At 70.8% G+C, this 17,446-nt stretch carries 16 protein-coding genes and 1 pseudogene; 11 read left to right on the forward strand and 6 right to left on the reverse strand.

Annotated features, from left to right (window positions below; genetic code table 11):
* Window positions 1–128: 128 nt before the first annotated feature.
* From ACGFNK_RS30150 to der, 4 genes and pseudogenes are all read left to right on the forward strand, one after another.
* A pseudogene (locus ACGFNK_RS30150) lies at window positions 129–248 on the forward strand (prephenate dehydrogenase); the annotation flags it as partial.
* A gap of 215 nt (window positions 249–463) precedes the next feature.
* A complete protein-coding gene (gene cmk / locus ACGFNK_RS30155) occupies window positions 464–1,159 on the forward strand; it encodes a (d)CMP kinase (protein WP_393420929.1) in 696 nt (231 codons plus the stop codon).
* Window positions 1,117–1,830, forward strand: a complete 714-nt coding sequence (locus ACGFNK_RS30160; RefSeq protein WP_393420931.1) for a lysophospholipid acyltransferase family protein — start codon at window positions 1,117–1,119, stop codon at window positions 1,828–1,830. Before cmk ends, ACGFNK_RS30160 begins: the two co-directional genes overlap by 43 nt.
* A gap of 76 nt (window positions 1,831–1,906) precedes the next feature.
* A complete protein-coding gene (gene der / locus ACGFNK_RS30165) occupies window positions 1,907–3,376 on the forward strand; it encodes a ribosome biogenesis GTPase Der (protein ID WP_393420933.1) in 1,470 nt (489 codons plus the stop codon).
* 100 nt (window positions 3,377–3,476) lie between these two features.
* Here der and ACGFNK_RS30170 read toward each other — a convergent pair whose 3' ends face one another.
* Together ACGFNK_RS30170 and ACGFNK_RS30175 are read right to left on the reverse strand one after the other, a co-directional pair.
* The gene (locus ACGFNK_RS30170) at window positions 3,477–3,800 is read right to left on the reverse strand and encodes a hypothetical protein (protein WP_393420935.1); all 324 of its coding nucleotides are present in this window, start codon (window positions 3,798–3,800) and stop codon (window positions 3,477–3,479) included.
* 198 nt (window positions 3,801–3,998) lie between these two features.
* Window positions 3,999–4,793: a hypothetical protein gene (locus ACGFNK_RS30175; protein WP_386344157.1), complete on the reverse strand. Its 795-nt coding sequence runs from the start codon at window positions 4,791–4,793 to the stop codon at window positions 3,999–4,001.
* A 539-nt stretch (window positions 4,794–5,332) separates the two neighbouring features.
* On the opposite strand from ACGFNK_RS30175, the gene ACGFNK_RS30180 reads away from it, so the two are divergent.
* Both ACGFNK_RS30180 and ACGFNK_RS30185 read left to right on the forward strand, forming a co-directional pair.
* A complete protein-coding gene (locus ACGFNK_RS30180) occupies window positions 5,333–5,953 on the forward strand; it encodes a transglycosylase family protein (RefSeq protein ID WP_393420937.1) in 621 nt (206 codons plus the stop codon).
* A 130-nt stretch (window positions 5,954–6,083) separates the two neighbouring features.
* Window positions 6,084–6,713: a transglycosylase family protein gene (locus ACGFNK_RS30185; RefSeq protein ID WP_393420939.1), complete on the forward strand. Its 630-nt coding sequence runs from the start codon at window positions 6,084–6,086 to the stop codon at window positions 6,711–6,713.
* On the opposite strand, the gene ACGFNK_RS30190 is transcribed toward ACGFNK_RS30185, so the two are convergent.
* Genes ACGFNK_RS30190 through ACGFNK_RS30200 form a run of 3 tightly spaced genes read right to left on the reverse strand, consistent with a single transcriptional unit; the run spans window position 6,655 to window position 10,797 of the window.
* The gene (locus ACGFNK_RS30190; protein ID WP_393420941.1) at window positions 6,655–7,332 is read right to left on the reverse strand and encodes an ATP-binding cassette domain-containing protein; all 678 of its coding nucleotides are present in this window, start codon (window positions 7,330–7,332) and stop codon (window positions 6,655–6,657) included. The genes ACGFNK_RS30185 and ACGFNK_RS30190 overlap by 59 nt on opposite strands.
* Window positions 7,329–10,295, reverse strand: a complete 2,967-nt coding sequence (locus ACGFNK_RS30195) for an ATP-binding cassette domain-containing protein (protein ID WP_393420943.1) — start codon at window positions 10,293–10,295, stop codon at window positions 7,329–7,331. Before ACGFNK_RS30195 ends, ACGFNK_RS30190 begins: the two co-directional genes overlap by 4 nt.
* 13 nt (window positions 10,296–10,308) lie before the next feature.
* Window positions 10,309–10,797, reverse strand: coding sequence for a hypothetical protein (locus tag ACGFNK_RS30200; protein WP_393420945.1), 489 nt, complete (start codon window positions 10,795–10,797; stop codon window positions 10,309–10,311).
* Between the two features lie 131 nt (window positions 10,798–10,928).
* Here ACGFNK_RS30200 and ACGFNK_RS30205 point away from each other — a divergent pair, with 131 nt between their 5' ends.
* The 4 genes from ACGFNK_RS30205 to ACGFNK_RS30220 all read left to right on the forward strand — a co-directional run bounded on the left by ACGFNK_RS30205 (window position 10,929) and on the right by ACGFNK_RS30220 (window position 15,051).
* Window positions 10,929–11,498, forward strand: coding sequence for a hypothetical protein (locus ACGFNK_RS30205; protein WP_393421260.1), 570 nt, complete (start codon window positions 10,929–10,931; stop codon window positions 11,496–11,498).
* Window positions 11,473–12,774: an ABC transporter substrate-binding protein gene (locus ACGFNK_RS30210; protein ID WP_393420947.1), complete on the forward strand. Its 1,302-nt coding sequence runs from the start codon at window positions 11,473–11,475 to the stop codon at window positions 12,772–12,774. Before ACGFNK_RS30205 ends, ACGFNK_RS30210 begins: the two co-directional genes overlap by 26 nt.
* Before the next feature lie 181 nt (window positions 12,775–12,955).
* A complete protein-coding gene (locus ACGFNK_RS30215; RefSeq protein ID WP_393420949.1) occupies window positions 12,956–14,227 on the forward strand; it encodes a glycosyltransferase family 4 protein in 1,272 nt (423 codons plus the stop codon).
* Complete coding sequence (locus ACGFNK_RS30220; RefSeq protein WP_393420951.1) at window positions 14,224–15,051, forward strand: hypothetical protein; 828 nt, start codon at window positions 14,224–14,226, stop codon at window positions 15,049–15,051. Before ACGFNK_RS30215 ends, ACGFNK_RS30220 begins: the two co-directional genes overlap by 4 nt.
* On the opposite strand, the gene ctaD is transcribed toward ACGFNK_RS30220, so the two are convergent.
* Complete coding sequence (gene ctaD / locus ACGFNK_RS30225) at window positions 15,035–16,726, reverse strand: cytochrome c oxidase subunit I (protein ID WP_393420953.1); 1,692 nt, start codon at window positions 16,724–16,726, stop codon at window positions 15,035–15,037. The genes ACGFNK_RS30220 and ctaD overlap by 17 nt on opposite strands.
* A gap of 414 nt (window positions 16,727–17,140) precedes the next feature.
* Between ctaD and ACGFNK_RS30230 the strand changes: the two genes are divergently transcribed.
* Entirely contained in the window at window positions 17,141–17,356 is a 216-nt protein-coding gene (locus ACGFNK_RS30230; RefSeq protein ID WP_165340214.1) for an I78 family peptidase inhibitor, read from the forward strand.
* Window positions 17,357–17,446: the final 90 nt, after the last annotated feature.

The following is a 17,446-nucleotide window of genomic DNA, read 5'->3' on the forward strand; positions in this document are numbered from 1 at the left end:
CGATCCGGCAGTAGGGGGCTGAGGGGGGCCGGTGCTGTGGGTCGGCGGTCGGAGGCCGCCGCAGCCGTCCCGATGCCTGGGAGGCGCTCTGGCGCCTAGCGGTGTGAGGGCGGCGTCGGGGATTGGTCGTACGCATCGAGCATGCGACCGGGCAGCAGGCGGGCCTGGTGGAGCTGATGGTGAAGCCGGTGGTGGCTCCGGTGTTGACGGCGGCGTTGCGGGAGCGGGGTTGGGCGATCCGGCAGTAGGGGGCTGAGGGGGGCCGGTGCTGTGGGTCGGCGGTCGGAGGCCGCCGCAGCCGTCCCGATGCCTGGGAGGCGCTCTGGCGCCGAGCGGTGTGAGGGCGGTCGCGGGGATGGGCCGGAGGCCAGTAATACCGGGGTCGGGGAGACAGTAACCTTGTGCGGGGCGCGATCGTGCCCGTACCAGTCCACCACCCCGTATCAGGAAGGTGCCCGCACCCGTGGAAACCAGCGCCGCCCGGACCGCCCAGGCAGTGATCGTCGCCATTGACGGCCCCTCCGGCACGGGCAAGTCGAGCACCTCGAAGGCCGTCGCGGCCCAGCTCGGTCTGAGCTACCTCGACACCGGTGCCCAGTACCGGGCGATCACGTGGTGGATGGTGAACAACGGCATCGACATCAGCGATCCCACCGCGATCGCGGCCGTGGCCGCGAAGCCCGAGATCGTGTCCGGCACGGACCCCTCGGCGCCGACCATCACGGTGGACGGCACGGACGTCTCGGGCCCGATCCGCACCCAGGAGGTCACCTCCAAGGTGAGCGCGGTCAGTGCCGTGCCCGAAGTGCGCGCCCGGATCACCGAGCTGCAGCGTTCGGTCGCCGCGGCAGCCGAGCGGGGCATAGTCGTCGAGGGCCGGGACATCGGGACCACCGTGCTGCCCGACGCCGACCTGAAGATCTTCCTCACTGCGTCCCCGGAGGCCCGCGCCGCCCGTCGCAGCGGTGAGCTGAAGGGCGCCGACCTCCACACGACCCGCGAGTCCCTGCTGAAGCGGGACGCGGCAGACTCCAGCCGTAAGACCTCGCCGCTCGCCAAGGCGGACGACGCGGTCGAGGTGGACACCTCCGACCTCACGCTCCAGCAGGTCATCGAGTGTGTCGTCACCCTCGTCGAGGAGAAGCGGGCAGCGAAGTGACCCCTCCGTCCGAGAAGGGTGCCGAGATCGGGCGGCGCATCGGCGTCGGGCTGATGTACGGGCTGTGGAAGCCGCGCGTGCTCGGCGCCTGGAGGGTTCCCGCGACCGGCCCGGTGATCCTCGCCGTCAACCATTCCCACAACATCGACGGTCCGATGGTCATCGGCGTGGCGCCCCGGCCATCGCATTTCCTGGTCAAGAAGGAGGCGTTCGTCGGCCTGCTCGGCCCCTTCATGCACGCCGTCGGCCAGCTGAAGGTGGACCGTTCGATCGCCGACCGCACGGCCATCACCCAGGCCCTCGGCGTACTGGAGAACGGCGGAGTCCTCGGCATCTTCCCCGAGGGCACCCGCGGCGAGGGCGACTTCGCCTCGCTGCGCGCGGGGCTCGCCTACTTCGCCGTGCGCAGCGGAGCGCCGGTCGTTCCGGTCGCCGTTCTGGGAAGTACGGAGCGGCGCGGACGGTTGATAAATGGGCTGCCTCCGCTGCGCAGCCGGGTCGACGTCGTCTTCGGGGACCCCTTCGAAGCGGGCGACGGCAGCGGACGGCGTACGCGCAAGGCGCTCGACGAGGCGACCGGGCGCATCCAGAAGCAGCTCGCTGCCCACCTGGAAGACGCCAGGCGCCTCACCGGACGCCTGGAAAACGCCCGGCGTCTCACCACGCACTAGGCGACACTTGAGTAGTGGATCACCCGGAATCAGGGGTTCCACCGATCACCACGATGAACGACGAGGTACGGACTTCATGAACGACCACATCCAGCCCGACGGCTCGGAGCACGAGCACGGGGCACTTGGCGATGCCGAGTACGCGGAGTTCATGGAGCTCGCCGCGGAAGAGGGCTTCGACGTCGAGGACGTCGAGGGCGCGATCGAGGCGGCCGGCCACGGCCCGCTCCCGGTCCTCGCCGTCGTCGGCCGCCCGAATGTCGGCAAGTCGACCCTGGTGAACCGCATCATCGGCCGCCGCGAGGCGGTCGTCGAGGACAAGCCCGGTGTCACCCGCGACCGCGTCACCTACGAGGCCGAGTGGGCGGGCCGCCGCTTCAAGGTCGTCGACACCGGCGGCTGGGAGCAGGACGTCCTCGGCATCGACGCGTCCGTGGCCGCGCAGGCCGAGTACGCGATCGAGGCGGCCGACGCGGTCGTCTTCGTCGTGGACGCCAAGGTCGGCGCGACCGACACCGACGAGGCGGTCGTCCGGCTGCTGCGCAAGGCGGGCAAGCCCGTCGTGCTGTGCGCCAACAAGGTCGACGGCCAGAGCGGCGAGGCCGACGCGGCGTACCTGTGGTCCCTCGGCCTCGGCGAGCCGCACCCCGTCTCCGCCCTGCACGGCCGCGGCACCGGCGACATGCTGGACGCCGTACTGGAGGCGCTGCCGGACGCCCCGGCGCAGACCTTCGGCGGCGGCGTCGGCGGACCTCGCCGTATCGCCCTCATCGGCCGCCCGAATGTCGGCAAGTCGTCCTTGCTCAACAAGGTGGCGAACGAGGAGCGCGTGGTCGTCAACGAGGTCGCGGGCACCACCCGTGACCCGGTCGACGAGCTCATCGAACTCGGCGGAATCACCTGGAAGTTCGTGGACACGGCGGGCATCCGCAAGCGCGTCCACCTCCAGCAGGGCGCCGACTACTACGCCTCGCTGCGCACGGCCGCCGCCGTGGAGAAGGCGGAGGTCGCGGTCATCCTCATCGACGCCTCCGAGCCCATCTCCGTCCAGGACCAGCGCATCGTGACGATGGCCGTGGAGGCTGGCCGCGCGATCGTCGTCGCCTTCAACAAGTGGGACACCCTCGACGAGGAGCGCCGCTACTACCTGGAGCGGGAGATCGAGACCGAGCTCGGCCAGGTGGCGTGGGCGCCACGCGTGAACGTCTCGGCACTTACGGGCCGCCACATGGAGAAGCTGGTCCCGGCCATCGAGACGGCGCTGGCGGGCTGGGAGACCCGGGTCCCGACGGGCCGGCTGAACGCCTTCCTCGGTGAGCTGGTCGCCTCGCATCCGCACCCGATCCGGGGTGGCAAGCAGCCGCGGATCCTGTTCGGTACGCAGGCGGGCACGAAGCCGCCGCGGTTCGTGCTCTTCGCGTCCGGCTTCATCGAGCACGGCTACCGGCGCTTCGTGGAGCGCCGCCTGCGCGAGCAGTTCGGCTTCGAGGGGACGCCGATCCATATCTCCGTACGGGTGCGCGAGAAGCGCGGCAAGAAGAAGTAACGGGCGCCTGTGGTGAGTTGAGCGCGTTGAAAGGGCCCCCTGCTGGTGCAGGGGGCCCTTTCCGTACGTACGGGATGTTCCGTTTGCAGGAACAGCCGCGTCAGCGTTCCTTGCGTGGCCAGGGCGGCAGCGCCGGAATCAGCCCCGAGGCGTGCTGCCGCGCGACCGGCTGCCAGACGCCGGTGGTGCTGCGGCCGCGCGAGGCCAGGCGTCCGCTCGCGTTCTGCACGGTACCGAAGGCGGTGAAGCCCAGCTCCTCCTCGCCGCTGCGATCGCCCGGCAGGGCACGGAAGGACCGGCGGAACTCCGCGTAGAGCGCGTCGTAGATCGGCGTGGCCGACTGACCGGAAGAGTCCTGCGCCGGCCGCATGGCCGGGATCGGTGACGTGTACGGCAGGCGGCGAGGGGCGTCGTAGGTGTGCACGTACGTGCCAACGACCCCGAAGCCCAACGGATGCGCCCGACCTGGGCTGACGCGGGGTTCACCCCTTCAGGGGTGCGGGCTGTGACCCCATGCGGCTCCACCGCGATGGGGGCCTCATGAGCGGGGAGGGCCCGGCCGCGGACGGCCCGCAGCAAACCCACCGGCCTCAATACCCCGAACCCGGTGGAGCGCTCACGTTCACGTCCCTGCGAGCGGCATCGCGCAAGCCACCAGCTTGCCGTTGGCCGCCGCCTTGTCGAGGGCCTCGCGGAGCAGGTCCTCGCGGGGCTGGCGGCCGATCGAGCCGACGGGGGCCGCGAACAGCAGCACCTGCTGGTGCTTGTTGGCGGCCTGCCGCCAGCTGTCGGTGACCTGGAGCGGCTGGTGGGCCTGCCACCAGGCGACGGGCGAGCCGCCACCCGCGCCGGGCTGCAGGACCGCGTGCAGCTGACCCATGGCGAGCAGCACGGACCAGCCGTGCAGCACGGGCGGCACCTCGGTCAGCTGGGACAGCGGCATGAAGCCCTGCTCGATGAGGAGCGGCAGGAAGTCGTCACCGCCGCCTCCCGTCGTGCCGGGACGCGCGATGGGCCCGGTCGGCTCGACCACGAGCGCGGGGTGCAACTCGCCGCCGAGCAGGACGAGTCCGCTGGTGACACCGAGGACGGCCTGCTCGGGCAGGGTCTCCGAGGGGCGCTCGTGCCCGGCGACCGAGTCCTGTCCGGTGATCGAGCGGACGGCCCCCTGCAGCTGCTCCTCCGTGACCTGGACGACCTGCGAGGGCAGACAGGTGGCGTGGGCGAAGGCGAGGACGGCGGTCTCCTCGCCGATGAACAGGACGGTGCTGGTGCGCTCCTGTTCCGAGTCGCCCGGGGTGCGGCAGGACGTGCAGTCGTAACTGCCCGGGGCGTTCTCTCCGGCGAGCAGCCGGTCGGCTTCTTCGTCGCCGATCTCGGCGCGTACGTCGTCGCTGACGTCGAGCATGCGCGGCACGGGTGGCTCCTCGGGATGCGGTGCGTGGCGTCGCCGGGCGGCTCCCGGCTCATGAAGCGGGAGGGTTCCCGGTTCATGAAGAAGACAACGGGCGATCTGTGGCCGGAGTCACGCCCGGGAGCGAACGGAATCGCACCATCCTGCGCGCACCGTGAATCCGGCTGCGGAATCTGCTACTCCACGCCAACTTCTCGGATGTCCAAGGAAGTTGATCCGGTGAGGTGAGTCACAGATCACCGGCGTACCAGGTCGACAAATCCGGATATCGGCGAATGAAGTGGGTGGCTGGAATTCGCCGATACCACCGGTAACGGCGAACTGGCCTGGAATGACAAGGATTTGGTTGATATCGGGCCGCGCAACTCCATAGATTCCTCGGCCGTGTGCAACGAGCACCGCTCGGGTACGTCCGCCGGCCGCACCACAGCCAGCTCGGAGCACCACCGTCGGCGGACGGGGCGGAGCGGAGCGACCGCGGCCGAAGAGCGGCGAGTTCCGTCCCGCCTTGGGGGACCCCGAGTCCTTCGAGAGGGAACTACATGTCCGATTGTGCCGACAACACTCGCAAGGTACGAACGACCGCGGTCTTCGCCGGGGCGGCACTGCTCGCCCCCCTCGGACTGCTCGCCGCGAACGGCAACGCCGCAGCGGCGGACAGCGGAGTGTGGGATCGCATCGCCCAGTGCGAGAGCGGCGGCAACTGGCGCATCAACACCGGTAACGGCTACTACGGAGGACTCCAGTTCTCCGCGGCCACCTGGCGCGCGTACGGCGGCACGGCCTACGCGTCGACCGCCGACAAGGCCTCCAAGGCGCAGCAGATCGCTGTGGCCACCAAGGTGCAGCGCGCGCAGGGCTGGGGCGCCTGGCCCGCCTGCTCCTCGCGTGCCGGCGCGTCCGGCAGCGCGCCCGCGGCGTCCACGCCCAACACCAAGGCCGCCCCGTCCAAGCCCGCGAAGCCGTCGAAGGCGCCGGCCCGCTCGACGAGCCACACCGGCCGCGACGCGTCCCGCGGCGACTACACCGTCCGCTCCGGCGACACGCTGAGCGCCATCGCCGCGCGACACGGCACCACCTGGGAGCGGATCTACGCCGCCAACAAGGCCGCCATCGGCGCCGATCCCCACATGATCGTCCCCGGGCAGCGGCTCAACCTCTGAGCCCTTGCTCCCCCTGCCCTCGGGCACGAGGGGGCTTCTGGGCCCCATCCGGTCCTCCGACCGGGTGGGGCCCCACCCGCCTCAGGCGCGGCTGGGCGGACCTCCGTGGCCGCCTGCTTAGCGTGGCCCAATGCTGATCAAGCGCACGTGGTACGCGGCTGTCGTCGCCGTAGCCCTGACCCTGCTCGCCCCCGCCGAGGCGGCCCCGACGCCAAGGCCTCCGGCGCCCGGTCCGCCGACCGCGGCACGGGCGGCGTACGACTGTGAGAAGGACCAGTGGCCGTGGGGCTGTCTCGCCCAGTGCGAGAGCAGTGGGCGCTGGGGTGTGAACACCGGAAACGGCTACTACGGAGGGCTGCAGTTCCTGCAGTCCACCTGGGAGCTGTTCGGCGGGCTGAAGTACGCTCCGCGCGCGGACCTGGCCACCCGTCAGGAGCAGATCGCCATCGCCCAGGAGGTGCTGAGCGTTCAGGGATGGGAGGCGTGGCCCGTCTGCTCCAAGAGGTACGGACTCAAGGGGCGGGCGCATGTGGTGAAGTCCGGCGAGACGCTCTCGTCGCTTGCTCGCCGCTACAAGATCAAGGGTGGCTGGCAGGAGCTCTACCAGCTCAACAAGCAGGTCGTCGGGAAGGATCCCGACCGGCTGACTCCCGGCATGATGCTGAGCCTCCCCAAGGGCGCCGCCTCCGGCCAGGCAGCGGTCACTCACGGTCCGGTTCTGATGGGTCCGCCGCTGCCACCTCCGCCGCCTCGCCGCTGAACACGACCTCGCCACGCCGAAGTTCGTACACGACTGCCGCCCTGCCGCTCAGGCCGGGCGGCAGTCGCTGTTCGGCCACGATCACACAGGCGTCGAGGCCACCGAGCAGTTCGTACGTGCGGGCCGCGACCGGGGGTGACATGCCCTGCGCGGGTTCGTCGACGAGTACCACGCGCGCGCGTGCCAGGAGGGCGCGGGAGAGGGCCAGCATGCGCTGCTCGCCGCCGGAGAGAGTGCCGGCGTTCCTGGCGAGCAGGGGGCGCAGTGCGGGGTAGGCGTCCAGGGCGGGGCCGAAGTGGCCGCCGGTGGCCGCGAGTTCGAGGTTCTCGCGGACGGTGAGCGAACCGAAGACGGCCTGCCGCTCCGGCACCAGGCATACTCCGCGGCGGGCCCGTTCGTATGCGGGCATCCGCGTCACATCGGTGCCGTCCCACACCACGGCGCCGCGGGACAGGGGGACGGTCCCGGCGAGGGCGCGCAGTGCTGTCGTACGGCCCGAGCCGTTGCGGCCGAGCAGGACGGTGAGGCCGGGGGCGGGCGCGAGGAGGGTCACTCCGTGCAGGGCCTCCAGCGGACCGTACCGCACGCGCGCGTGGCGCAGCGCAATGCCGGTGTTCATGGTTCGACCGCCGTGTCGAGTCCTTCGAGGCTGTCGAGTACGTGGCGGGCGGGACCGGAGGCCACGATGCGACCCGCCGTCATGACGTGCACCGTGTGGGCCAGGTCGGCCACGAGGTCCAGGTCGTGCTCGACGACGAGCAGGGCCATGCCGTCGGCGGCGAGGGCCCGCAACACGCGGGCCAGCGCGGCTACTTCGCCCGTGTCGAGGCCCGCGGCGGGCTCGTCGAGGAGCAGGACACGCGGGCTGCCCGCCAGGGCGCGGGCGAGTTCGACACGCCGCAGGGTGCCGGTCGGCAGCCCCGCCGCGGGCAAGGCCCGTACCGCCCCGTCGAGTCCGAGCAGCCGCGACACGCGCTCCACGGCGCCCGGATCGACGACGCGCCCCTGCTCGGCGCCGACCCGCACGTTCTCTGCCACCGTCAACGTCGGGAAGACAGCGAGCTGTTGAAACGTCCGCGCCACGCCGAGACGCGTACGGGCGTGAGCCGGAAGCCGGGTCACATCCGACTCCCCGAACGTGACCCGCCCCGCGTCCGGTCGCACGGTCCCGGCGAGACAGTGGAACAGGGTGCTCTTCCCGGCCCCGTTGGGGCCGACGACGGCGGTGACCGCACCCGGCCGGAGCTCGAGATCGACACCGTCGAGGGCGGTGAAGCCGCCGTAGGTGACACGCAGGCCGCGGGCACGGAGGAGGCGCCCGGCCGGCGCACCCCGCCGCTTCGGGGGCTGCACAGGGCCGCGGGCTGAGGGAGGCCCGGCCGACTCGTACGCGGAGTTTCGGTCAGGTGCCGCGAGGTCGGGGCCGGCGGGCGTTGTGCCCGGCTCGGGTGTCCCGCCGGGGCCGTGGGCCGTGCCCGGGCGGGGTGTGCCGCCTGGGCGGCCTGCCTCGGCGGGACCGCCTGCCGCGGCCGGGCCGGCGGGTGTGGTGCCCGGCTCGCGCGTCCCGCCCGGGCCCTGGGTCGTGCCCTGACGGGGCGTGCCACCCGCGCCATTCGCCCCGGCGGGACCACCTTCCCCGGCGGGACCGGGTGCCTCCGCCGATTCTGGCGCTCCCGCCGAGACCCCCGTCGCCCCCGCCGCGACCCGCACCCGGCGCGACACGGGCGGCTTCGGGCGCAGCCTTTTCCGTACGCCGGCCCCCAGCGGCGTGAGCGTCGCCTCGCGGCGCAGGCGGAGACGGCTCGCCGCCAGGCGCAGTGCCTCGTAGGGCCCGCCGGGGAAGCGGCCCACCAGCACGGCCAGGAGGCCGATCAGCGCCGCCGCCACACCGCCGCGGGTGCCCGCGTCCAGGCCCACCAGGAGCGCCGCCGCGGCCAGGGCGCCGAGGACGCTGTCGGCGCCGAGGACGACGATCGCCGCGAACCAGAGGAGGCCGCGCACGGGGTCGTACGCGGCGGGGTCGAAGGCGCGCAGGCCCATGCCGAGCATTCCGCCGCCCAGGGCGGCCAGGGCCGCGCCCGCCACGAAGGCCGTCAGCTTCAGTGCGGGCACGCGGACGCCCGCCGCCGACGCGCCCGCCTCGTGGTCGCGCATCGCGGCCAGGGCGCGGCCGGTGCGGCCCCGGCGCAGTGCGTGCGCGGCGAGCAAGGCGCCTGCCAGGAGGCCGAGTTCCAGTACGTAGTACGTGCGGTCGTTCTCGAAGCCCGCCGGGCGGCCCAGCGTCAGACCCGCCGTCGCGTACGGCTGGGCGAAGACAAAGCGGCTGACGCCGACGCCCACCGCGAAGGTCGCGAGGGCGAGGGCGAGACCGTGCCGGCTGATGGCGGGCCATCCGGTCAGCAGGCCCAGCGGTGCCACCAGCAGGACGGCGACCACCAGCGCGGCCAGTTCGGGAAGCTCCGGCAGGCCCGGGAAACGGCCCGCCGCCAGCAGTGCCGTGAAGAGGGCGCCGAGACCCGCGTACGCCGCCTGACCGAGCGAGATCTGGCCGCCGCGACCCGTGACCACGACCAGCGAAAGCAGCACCACCCCCAGCGCCGGGACCTGCACGGACGTATGCAGATCCCGGCCCGCGAAACCAAGCGGGATCAGGAAGAGGACCACGGCCACGATCCACGCGCCCGGCGGTGTCGCCACCCGCGCGGTCGCGGTGCGCGGCAGCGCGTCCCGGGCGCCTGTCCCCGGCAGCACCAGCGCCGCGATCAGCAGCGCGACGACGAAGAGGTTCGCCCCCAGCGCCTGTACCAGTGGCTCGCGCCAGCCCGACGGGTGGAGCCGCGTCAGCTGGCTCTGGGCGACCCCGATGCCCAGCGCCACCACCACGGCCACGGGCAGCTTGCGCATCCGGGCGGCCACCGCGACCGCCACCACCTCCATGACCAGCAGCGGCAGGCCGTACGGATCGAGGCGTACGTAAGGCGCCAGGAGCACCCCCGTCAGTCCCGCCGTGAACGAGCCGAAGGCCCAGCCCGCGGCGGCCACCCGGTCCGCGTCGATGCCGCCGAGAACGGCGAGCGAACGGTCGTCGACGACGGCGCGCAGTTCTCTCCCGAAGCGCGTCCAGCGGGTCATCGCCCCCACGCCAACGGCCAGGACCAGCGTCACCGCCAACTGCCCCCAGGGATCCGCCGATACGAGCGTCGGCGCGTCCGAGTGGGCGCCCGGACCCCAGATCAGCGCCGCTCCGCCGACCAGCAGCACGAACACGCCGATCGAGGCGACCAGTGTCTGCGCCGGATCGCTGCCGAGGACGGACAGCGGACGGAATACGAAGCGTTCCAGGGCCAGGCCGATGCCCGGCGCCACCACGAGCAGGGTGAGGGCGGCGGCGAGCGGGAGCGGCCAGTCCCACTCGACCGCGAGCTGGCGCAGCAGATAGGCGCACACCATCGCGATCGCGCCGTGCGCGAAGTTGAGCACGCCGGTCGCCCGGTGGGTGACGATCAGCCCGATCCCGGTGAGCGCGGCGGCACTGCCGACGGAGAGTCCGGCGAGCGTGAGGTCGTACGTCAGCGAGGCCATCAGCCGGGAGCCATCAGTCGACCGAGGGGGCGTCCGAGGCGGACGGCTCGCAGATCGGGCAGGGATCGAGCTCCCCGCCCGCGAGGACCCGCGAGTCGACCGGCAGGGCGTCCGTCTTCCCAGCGACCAGCGGGCAGTCGGCCCGGTGCCACAGCGTGCCGCCCGGCACCATCAGCAGCTCGCCGCTGACGGCGACGGGTGCCGTCGCGGCCTGCCCGGACTCGTCTGCGTCGGCGGGTTCGGCGGCCACCAGGAGCCCGTACAGCTCCTCCACGCGCGCCGCCGCGAGGCCGTTCCTGCCGTGGGTGAGCAGCACGGCGCCCGCGATGATCAGCGCGGCGCCGGGCACCGTGCAGGACGCGAGATAGGGCAGTTGCCGCTCGGCGAACCGCTCGCCCGAGATCCCGTACCAGCCGATGACGCACAGCACCGCTCCGGCGGCGAGCGCCGCCCACCCGGCCCAGAGGACGGGATGCACAGTCCGCAGTCGAGCAGTCCTCATCGGAGCTCCCACGTCATGTGTCTGTCACGTATCTGTCCATGCCAGCCAATGGCTTGCACTATGCCCTGTGGAAGCTGACCCTGAAAGAACCGGGCGCACATGGCCCGGACCGACACCCGGTGGTGAGCCAGATGGTTCTCGGCAGCGACCTCGAGCGGGGGAGCGGCAGGCGGATGCGTGGTCCCGGACGGCGTACGGCGGCGTGGCTGGCAGCCACGGTCCTGGTGGCGGGCCCGGCCCTCACGGCCTGCGGTGACGACAGCGGCGGCGGCGGTGACGCGACGCTGCCCTCGCCCACCGTGGAGGAGCCCACCCGCACCGAAGAGAGCCCCACGGCGCCGGAGGATGCTGCGGCGGCGGAGCGGGAGATCAAGGAGAACTGGGTGAAGTTCTTCGACCCCGCCACGCCGCTGAAGGACAAGCAGGCCTACCTGGAGAACGGCGACCGGATGGCCCCGGTCCTGCAGGCCTTCAGCGGTGACGAGCGCGGTGGGCAGGTGCAGGCAGAGGTCAACAAGGTCGAGTTCACCTCGGAGACCGAGGCGAACGTGACGTACACCCTCACTCTGAAGGGCGCCACGGTCATGCCCGACGCCAAGGGGACGGCCGTCGAGCAGGACGACGTGTGGAAGGTCTCCGTCAAGACGCTGTGCGGCCTGGTCGGGCTGAGCGGCAATGCGTCGCCGCTTCCGGGCTGCTGAGTGCGCCGTCGCGGGCTTGCTGCTCCTGCTGAGCACGGCCTGCGGCAGCCGCCTCCCGGAGAGCGACTTCGAGAACCGGCCGGACGGCAACGCCCCCACACGGGCTGGCGGCGAGCCGATCCGCGTCGGCATCATCACCAGCGCCACCAGCCCGGTCGGCGGCGACGCGTTCACCGGCCCGCGCGACGGCGCGAAGGCCTACTTCGAGCGGCTGAACGCGCGCGGCGGCATCGACGGCCGCCGGGTCGAGGTCCTTACGTGCGACGACGGCGGCAGTGGGGTCGGCAACAACGAGTGCGTGCACAAGCTCGTCGACGAGGAGAAGGTCGTCGCCCTGGTCGCCGGCGCGTCTTTGGACTACGCGGGCGCCTCCCGTGTCTCACGCGCGCGCGTGCCCGACATCGGCGGACAGCCCATCGGCCCGGCGTACGACACGTATCCGCACCTCTACAGCATCTATGGCAGCCTCGCGCCTCGGAACGGAAAGCCCGGCTGGGACGGCAAGCTGTACGGCGGTACAGAGGTGTACCGCTACTTCAAGCGTGAGCAGGGCGCCCGTACGGCGGCGGTCGTCTCCTACAACCAGCCGGCGTCGGCCGCGTACGCGCGGCTCATCACCCGGGGCCTTGAGGCCGAGGGCTACGAGGTGGTCACCGAGCAGGTCGACTTCTCGCTGCCCAACTTCCGCGCCGCGGCGGCCGACCTGAAGGAGCAGGGCGCCGACCTGGTCTTCGACGCCATCGACTCGTACGGCAACGCCCAGCTGTGCAAGGCCATGGACGACGTAGGCGCCGAGGTCCTCGCCAAGGTCACCAATGTGCAGAACTGGTCGTCCACCGTCCGCGAGGACTACAAGGACTCGCCGCGCTGCCGCAACGCCCTGTGGGCGACGGGCTCCAGTCGCAACTACGAGGACACGGACCACGAGGCCGTACGGGAATTCCGGGACGCTACGAAGGACTTGAAGACCCATTCCCAGTGGCAGCTGGAGGGCTGGGCGGCCGCGATGTGGTTCACGGACGCGGCCGAGTCCTGTGCGCAAACGGGCATCACGCGCGCGTGTGTCGACCGCTTCGTGGCCGAGGGGAGCGGGGGGAAGTCGTATACAGCCGACGGCTTGCTGCTGCCCGTCACCTACGAGCGCCTGTCCGAGCCCCCGAAGACCCGCAGGACCTGTGTGTCCGTGGCCCGTTGGGAGGACAACGAGGCGTGGGTGAGCCAGGGAGACATGAACAGCAACTGTTTCGAGGTACCGCAGCTGGCCTACGAACCCTGAGGCGCACGCTCCCGGCGAGGCCCTCCACTTGCCCGGATGCATGAACATGACGAAAGGTTCCGCATATCTGTTACCAAATGGGAAACTTTTAGGGAACAAGATGATGATGGAGCCCAACCATCTCCCAGTGGCCCAGGTCTAACCACACGCGGTAGCGGACGAGACAGGGGATTCGGGACGTATGCATATTTCTTTCCTCCTACACAACGCGTACGGGATCGGGGGGACGATCCGCACCACGTACAACCTCGCCGCTACTCTGGCCGAGCAGCACGACGTCGAGATCGTCTCGGTGTTCCGCCACCGCGACGAGCCGGTCTTCGCTCCCGACCCGCGCGTCCGTCTGCGCCACCTCGTCGACCTCCGCAAGGAGAGCCCGGGATATGAGGGCGAGAACCCCGAGAACAAGCGTCCTGCCAGGGTCTTCCCGCATGCCGAGGGCCGCTACGAGCAGTACAGCGCCCTCACCGACCGCCGCATCGCCGAGCACCTCGCGAAGGTCGACGCCGATGTCGTGGTCGGCACCCGACCCGGCCTGAACGTGCATCTCGCCCGTGAGACCCGGCGCGGCCCGATCCGCGTCGGCCAGGAACACCTCACGCTCGACAGCCACTCGGCCGCCCTTCGCGAGGAACTGCGCGGCGCCTACCCCAGGCTCGACGCGCTCACGACGACCACCGAGGCGGATGCCGGCGCGTACCGCAAGAAGATGCGGCTGCCCGGCGTACGCGTCGAGGCCGTGCCCAACTCCGTGCCCGCGCCCGGCATCCAGCCCGCGGACGGCTCCGGCAAGTGGGTCGTGGCGGCCGGGCGGCTCGCCCCGGTCAAGCGGTACGACCTGCTGATCAAGGCCTTCGACCGGGTGCGCGACCAGCGGCCCGACTGGCGCCTGCGGATATACGGCGGCGGCAAGCAGAAGGACAAGCTGCGCGCCCTCATCGACGACCTCGGTCTCTACAACCACGTCTATCTGATGGGCCCCGCACACCCCATCGAGCCCGAGTGGACCAAGGGCTCCATCGCCGCCGTCACCTCCAGCCTGGAGAGCTTCGGCATGACGATCGTCGAGGCCATGCGCTGCGGTTTGCCCGTCGTCTCCACGGACTGCCCGCACGGCCCCGGCGAGATCATCGACAACGGTGTCGACGGACGCCTCGTCAAGGTCGGCAGCGTCAAGGCCATCGCCGACGGCCTCCTCGAGCTGATCAACGACGACGCGCTCCGCCACCAGATGGCGAGCGCGGCCCTCAAGGACTCCGAGCGCTTCGACCCGAGCCGGATCGCCGAACGCTACGAGTCGCTGTTCTCCGGCCTGGTCACCCGCGGCGGCGACTCGGCGGGTGGCCGGATGCTCGGCTCACTGCACCGCACCCGCGCAGCGCTGCTCGGTGGCGCGTATGCCGTTCGGGATGCCGGCCGCACGGTACTCAAGAAGGGGCACATCGCATCATGACGCTGGCTCCGCAACCGGTGCCCCAGCACACCGACGAGGACGCCGCCATGCCTCCGCGCGCCGACTGCGTCGCCGACTCCGCGGGCGGGCTCACCTTCGACATCACCGGCACCGCCCGGGCAGGCGCCGCGTACCTGGTGCTGCGCCGCCGCGGCTGCGACGAGGAGGTCAGCCTCCCGTTCACGCCTGCCGCCGACGGCAGACTGCGCGCCGGGCTGCCCAGCTGTGTCGAACTGCCCGAGGGCCGCTGGGACGCCTACGCCCAGCCGGCCGACGGCGAGCCGCAGCGCCTCGTGCCCGGCCTCAACGACCTGCGCTCGCTCGTCGACCGCGTTCCCGACGCCGCCGCCGGCAACGTCGCCGTCCGTATCCCGTACGCCACCAAGCACGGGAACCTCACGATCCGCAGCTGGCTGCGCGCCCCGCACGCCGAGGCGGGCGAACTGTATGTGAAAGAGGGGGAGTTGAGCGTACGAGGCCGGCTGTACGACGAAACGCTCACCCCGGACGCGTACGCCGAAGTGCTCGCCCGTCAGGCACCGCCGACCGCGCTGCGAGCCGACATCACGGCTGATGGGACCCAGTTCCGGTTCACGGTCGACTACGGAGCCCTGACGGAGGGCGTCTGGGACCTGTGGCTGCGCCCGGCGGGGGAGAGCGGGCCGCGGGTACGGATCGCCCGGCTGCTCGACGACGTCGCCGAGAAGAAGCCGATCTTCACCTACCCGAAGGTCACACTGAAGACGGAGCAGGGCCCGGCGCTGGCGGGGCCGTACTACACGGCGGACAACGACCTGTCGGTGACGGTCACTGCGGAGAGCTGAAGCCCCGCTCCTGACCTGACCGGGTCTGGGGCGGTGCGATCGCCGCGTACTGCGGGTGGTGGAGATCGAACGCCGGGGACTCCGAGCGGACCTTGGGCAGCGTGAGGAAGTTGTGCCGGGGCGGCGGGCAGGAGGTCGCCCATTCCATGGAGCGGCCGAAGCCCCAGGGGTCGTCGACCTCCACCTTCTGCCCGTACCTGGCCGTCTTCCAGACGTTGTAGAGGAACGGCAGCGTCGACAGGCCGAGCAGGAACGAGCCGATCGTCGAGACGGTGTTGAGCGCCGTGAACCCGTCGGCGGCCAGATAGTCCGCGTACCGGCGCGGCATGCCCTCCGCGCCGAGCCAGTGCTGCACCAGGAACGTGACGTGGAAGCCGACGAAGAGCGTCCAGAAGTGGATCTTGCCGAGCCGCTCGTCGAGCAGTTTCCCGGTGAACTTCGGCCACCAGAAGTAGAGGCCGGCGAAGGTCGCGAAGACGACGGTGCCGAACACCACGTAGTGGAAGTGCGCCACCACGAAGTAGGTGTCCGTGACGTGGAAGTCCAGCGGCGGTGACGCCAGGATGACCCCGCTCAGCCCACCGAACAGGAAGGTCACCAGGAAGCCCGTGGACCACAGCATGGGTGTCTCGAAGGACAGGGATCCCCTGAGCATCGTGCCGGTCCAGTTGAAGAACTTCACTCCCGTCGGCACCGCGATCAGGAACGACATGAACGAGAAGAACGGCAGCAGCACCGCTCCCGTCGCGAACATGTGGTGCGCCCACACGACCACCGACAGACCGGTGATGGCCATCGTCGCGCCGACCAGCGTCAGATAACCGAAGATCGGCTTCCGGCTGAACACCGGCAGGATCTCGGTGACGATGCCGAAGAACGGCAGCGCGATGATGTAGACCTCCGGGTGCCCGAAGAACCAGAACAGGTGCTGCCACAGCAGCGCCCCGCCGTTGGCCGAGGCGAAGACCTGCGAGCCGAACCGCCGGTCCGACTCCAGGACCAGGAGCGCCGCGGCGAGCACCGGGAACGCCATCAGGATGAGGATCGAGGTGAACAGCGTGTTCCAGGTGAAGATCGGCATCCGGAACATCGTCATGCCGGGGGCGCGCATCCCGACGATGGTCGTCAGGAAGTTCACCGCACCGAGGATCGTGCCGAAACCGGCCAGCGCGAGCCCCATGATCCACATGTCGGCACCGATGCCGGGCGACCGTTCCAGGCTGTTGAGCGGGGCGTAGGCGAACCAGCCGAAGTTGGCGGGCCCCTCCGGCACCAGCAGCGAGCCCAGCACGATCAGCCCGCCGAAGAGGAACAGCCAGTACGACAGCATGTTCAGGCGCGGGAAGGCCACGTCGGGCGCGCCGATCTGCAGCGGCATGATCTCGTTGGCGAAACCGGCGAAGGTGGGCGTCGCGAAGAGCAGCAGCATGATCGTGCCGTGCATGGTGAACATCTGGTTGAACTGGTTGTTGTCGATCAGCTGCGTGCCCGGACGGGCGAGCTCGGCCCGCATCAGCAGCGCCATCAGACCGCCGACCATGAAGAACGCGAACGACGTGATCAGGTAGAGATGGCCGATCTTCTTGTGATCGGTGGTGGTGAGCCAGTCGACGATCAACCGCCCGGGCTTCACTGGTACGGCCCGGACCGGTGCCTGCACGGTCTCAGTGCCCATTGCTGCCCCCTCGCTCGTCGCGCCACGGGCCTCCTGAAGCTCACGCCATGATGCTCGCGTCGCGCGGCGCTTCGACAGGGGGCGTACGTCGGTTCTGTGCTTGAACCATGTATTTCCTGTGGTGTGTCACCTTTCGGGACGCACCGCGGATTCGGAACGAAAAGGCATGCGCGCCGGGTGTGCGCCGCGCATTCCCCCGGGTTCCCTCGTGTTTATGCGGATCGCCGTCAAGCTAGTCAGGAATTACGTTCGGCAGTGCGCGAAACGCGTCGGGAACCGCCCGTTCGTGTGACTCAGTTCGGCCCAATCGAGTGTCGTGGTCCTGTGACAGAAGCGTGACCGGAGAGGTACCGGTGACGGATCGTGGCGGGTATCGGGCTTCCCCGTCCGTATTCCGGCGCCTAACGTGGCGGCATGGCACCGATTCCCACCCCATCCGCAGAGCCCCAGGACAACCCGGACACGTACGTCGGTCTGGAGGCGAGTGGCGCGGAGCAGCGCGCGCGTGAGCGCGGCTGGTCCACCGTGAGGTCGCTGCCCCCGGGCGCGATGATCACCATGGAATACCTGAGCGGGCGCCTGAACTTCGAGGTCAGCGACGGCGTCGTGAAACGCTGCTGGAAGGGCTGAAGGTCCCCGGCCGCCCACTGCGAAGGCCCTCGGCTCCCAGAGCCGAGGGCCTTCGCGTGCGGGGAGCCGTGTGTGCGTACCGTCCCCGCT

The organism is Streptomyces sp. NPDC048825 (genome assembly GCF_043198355.1).
Lineage (GTDB): Bacteria > Actinomycetota > Actinomycetes > Streptomycetales > Streptomycetaceae > Streptomyces > Streptomyces xiangluensis.

Bases quoted from the DNA above. Each gene is read 5' to 3' on its own strand.
- der (WP_393420933.1), top strand. From the start codon at position 1,907: ATGAACGACCACATCCAGCCCGACGGCTCGGAGCACGAGCACGGGGCA.
- ACGFNK_RS30180 (WP_393420937.1), top strand. From the start codon at position 5,333: ATGTCCGATTGTGCCGACAACACTCGCAAGGTACGAACGACCGCGGTC.
- ACGFNK_RS30185 (WP_393420939.1), top strand. From the start codon at position 6,084: ATGCTGATCAAGCGCACGTGGTACGCGGCTGTCGTCGCCGTAGCCCTG.
- ACGFNK_RS30190 (WP_393420941.1), bottom strand. From the start codon at position 7,332: ATGAACACCGGCATTGCGCTGCGCCACGCGCGCGTGCGGTACGGTCCG.
- ACGFNK_RS30195 (WP_393420943.1), bottom strand. From the start codon at position 10,295: ATGGCCTCGCTGACGTACGACCTCACGCTCGCCGGACTCTCCGTCGGC.
- ACGFNK_RS30200 (WP_393420945.1), bottom strand. From the start codon at position 10,797: ATGAGGACTGCTCGACTGCGGACTGTGCATCCCGTCCTCTGGGCCGGG.
- ACGFNK_RS30205 (WP_393421260.1), top strand. From the start codon at position 10,929: ATGGTTCTCGGCAGCGACCTCGAGCGGGGGAGCGGCAGGCGGATGCGT.
- ACGFNK_RS30210 (WP_393420947.1), top strand. From the start codon at position 11,473: ATGCGTCGCCGCTTCCGGGCTGCTGAGTGCGCCGTCGCGGGCTTGCTG.
- ACGFNK_RS30215 (WP_393420949.1), top strand. From the start codon at position 12,956: ATGCATATTTCTTTCCTCCTACACAACGCGTACGGGATCGGGGGGACG.
- ACGFNK_RS30220 (WP_393420951.1), top strand. From the start codon at position 14,224: ATGACGCTGGCTCCGCAACCGGTGCCCCAGCACACCGACGAGGACGCC.
- ctaD (WP_393420953.1), bottom strand. From the start codon at position 16,726: ATGGGCACTGAGACCGTGCAGGCACCGGTCCGGGCCGTACCAGTGAAG.
- ACGFNK_RS30230 (WP_165340214.1), top strand. From the start codon at position 17,141: ATGGCACCGATTCCCACCCCATCCGCAGAGCCCCAGGACAACCCGGAC.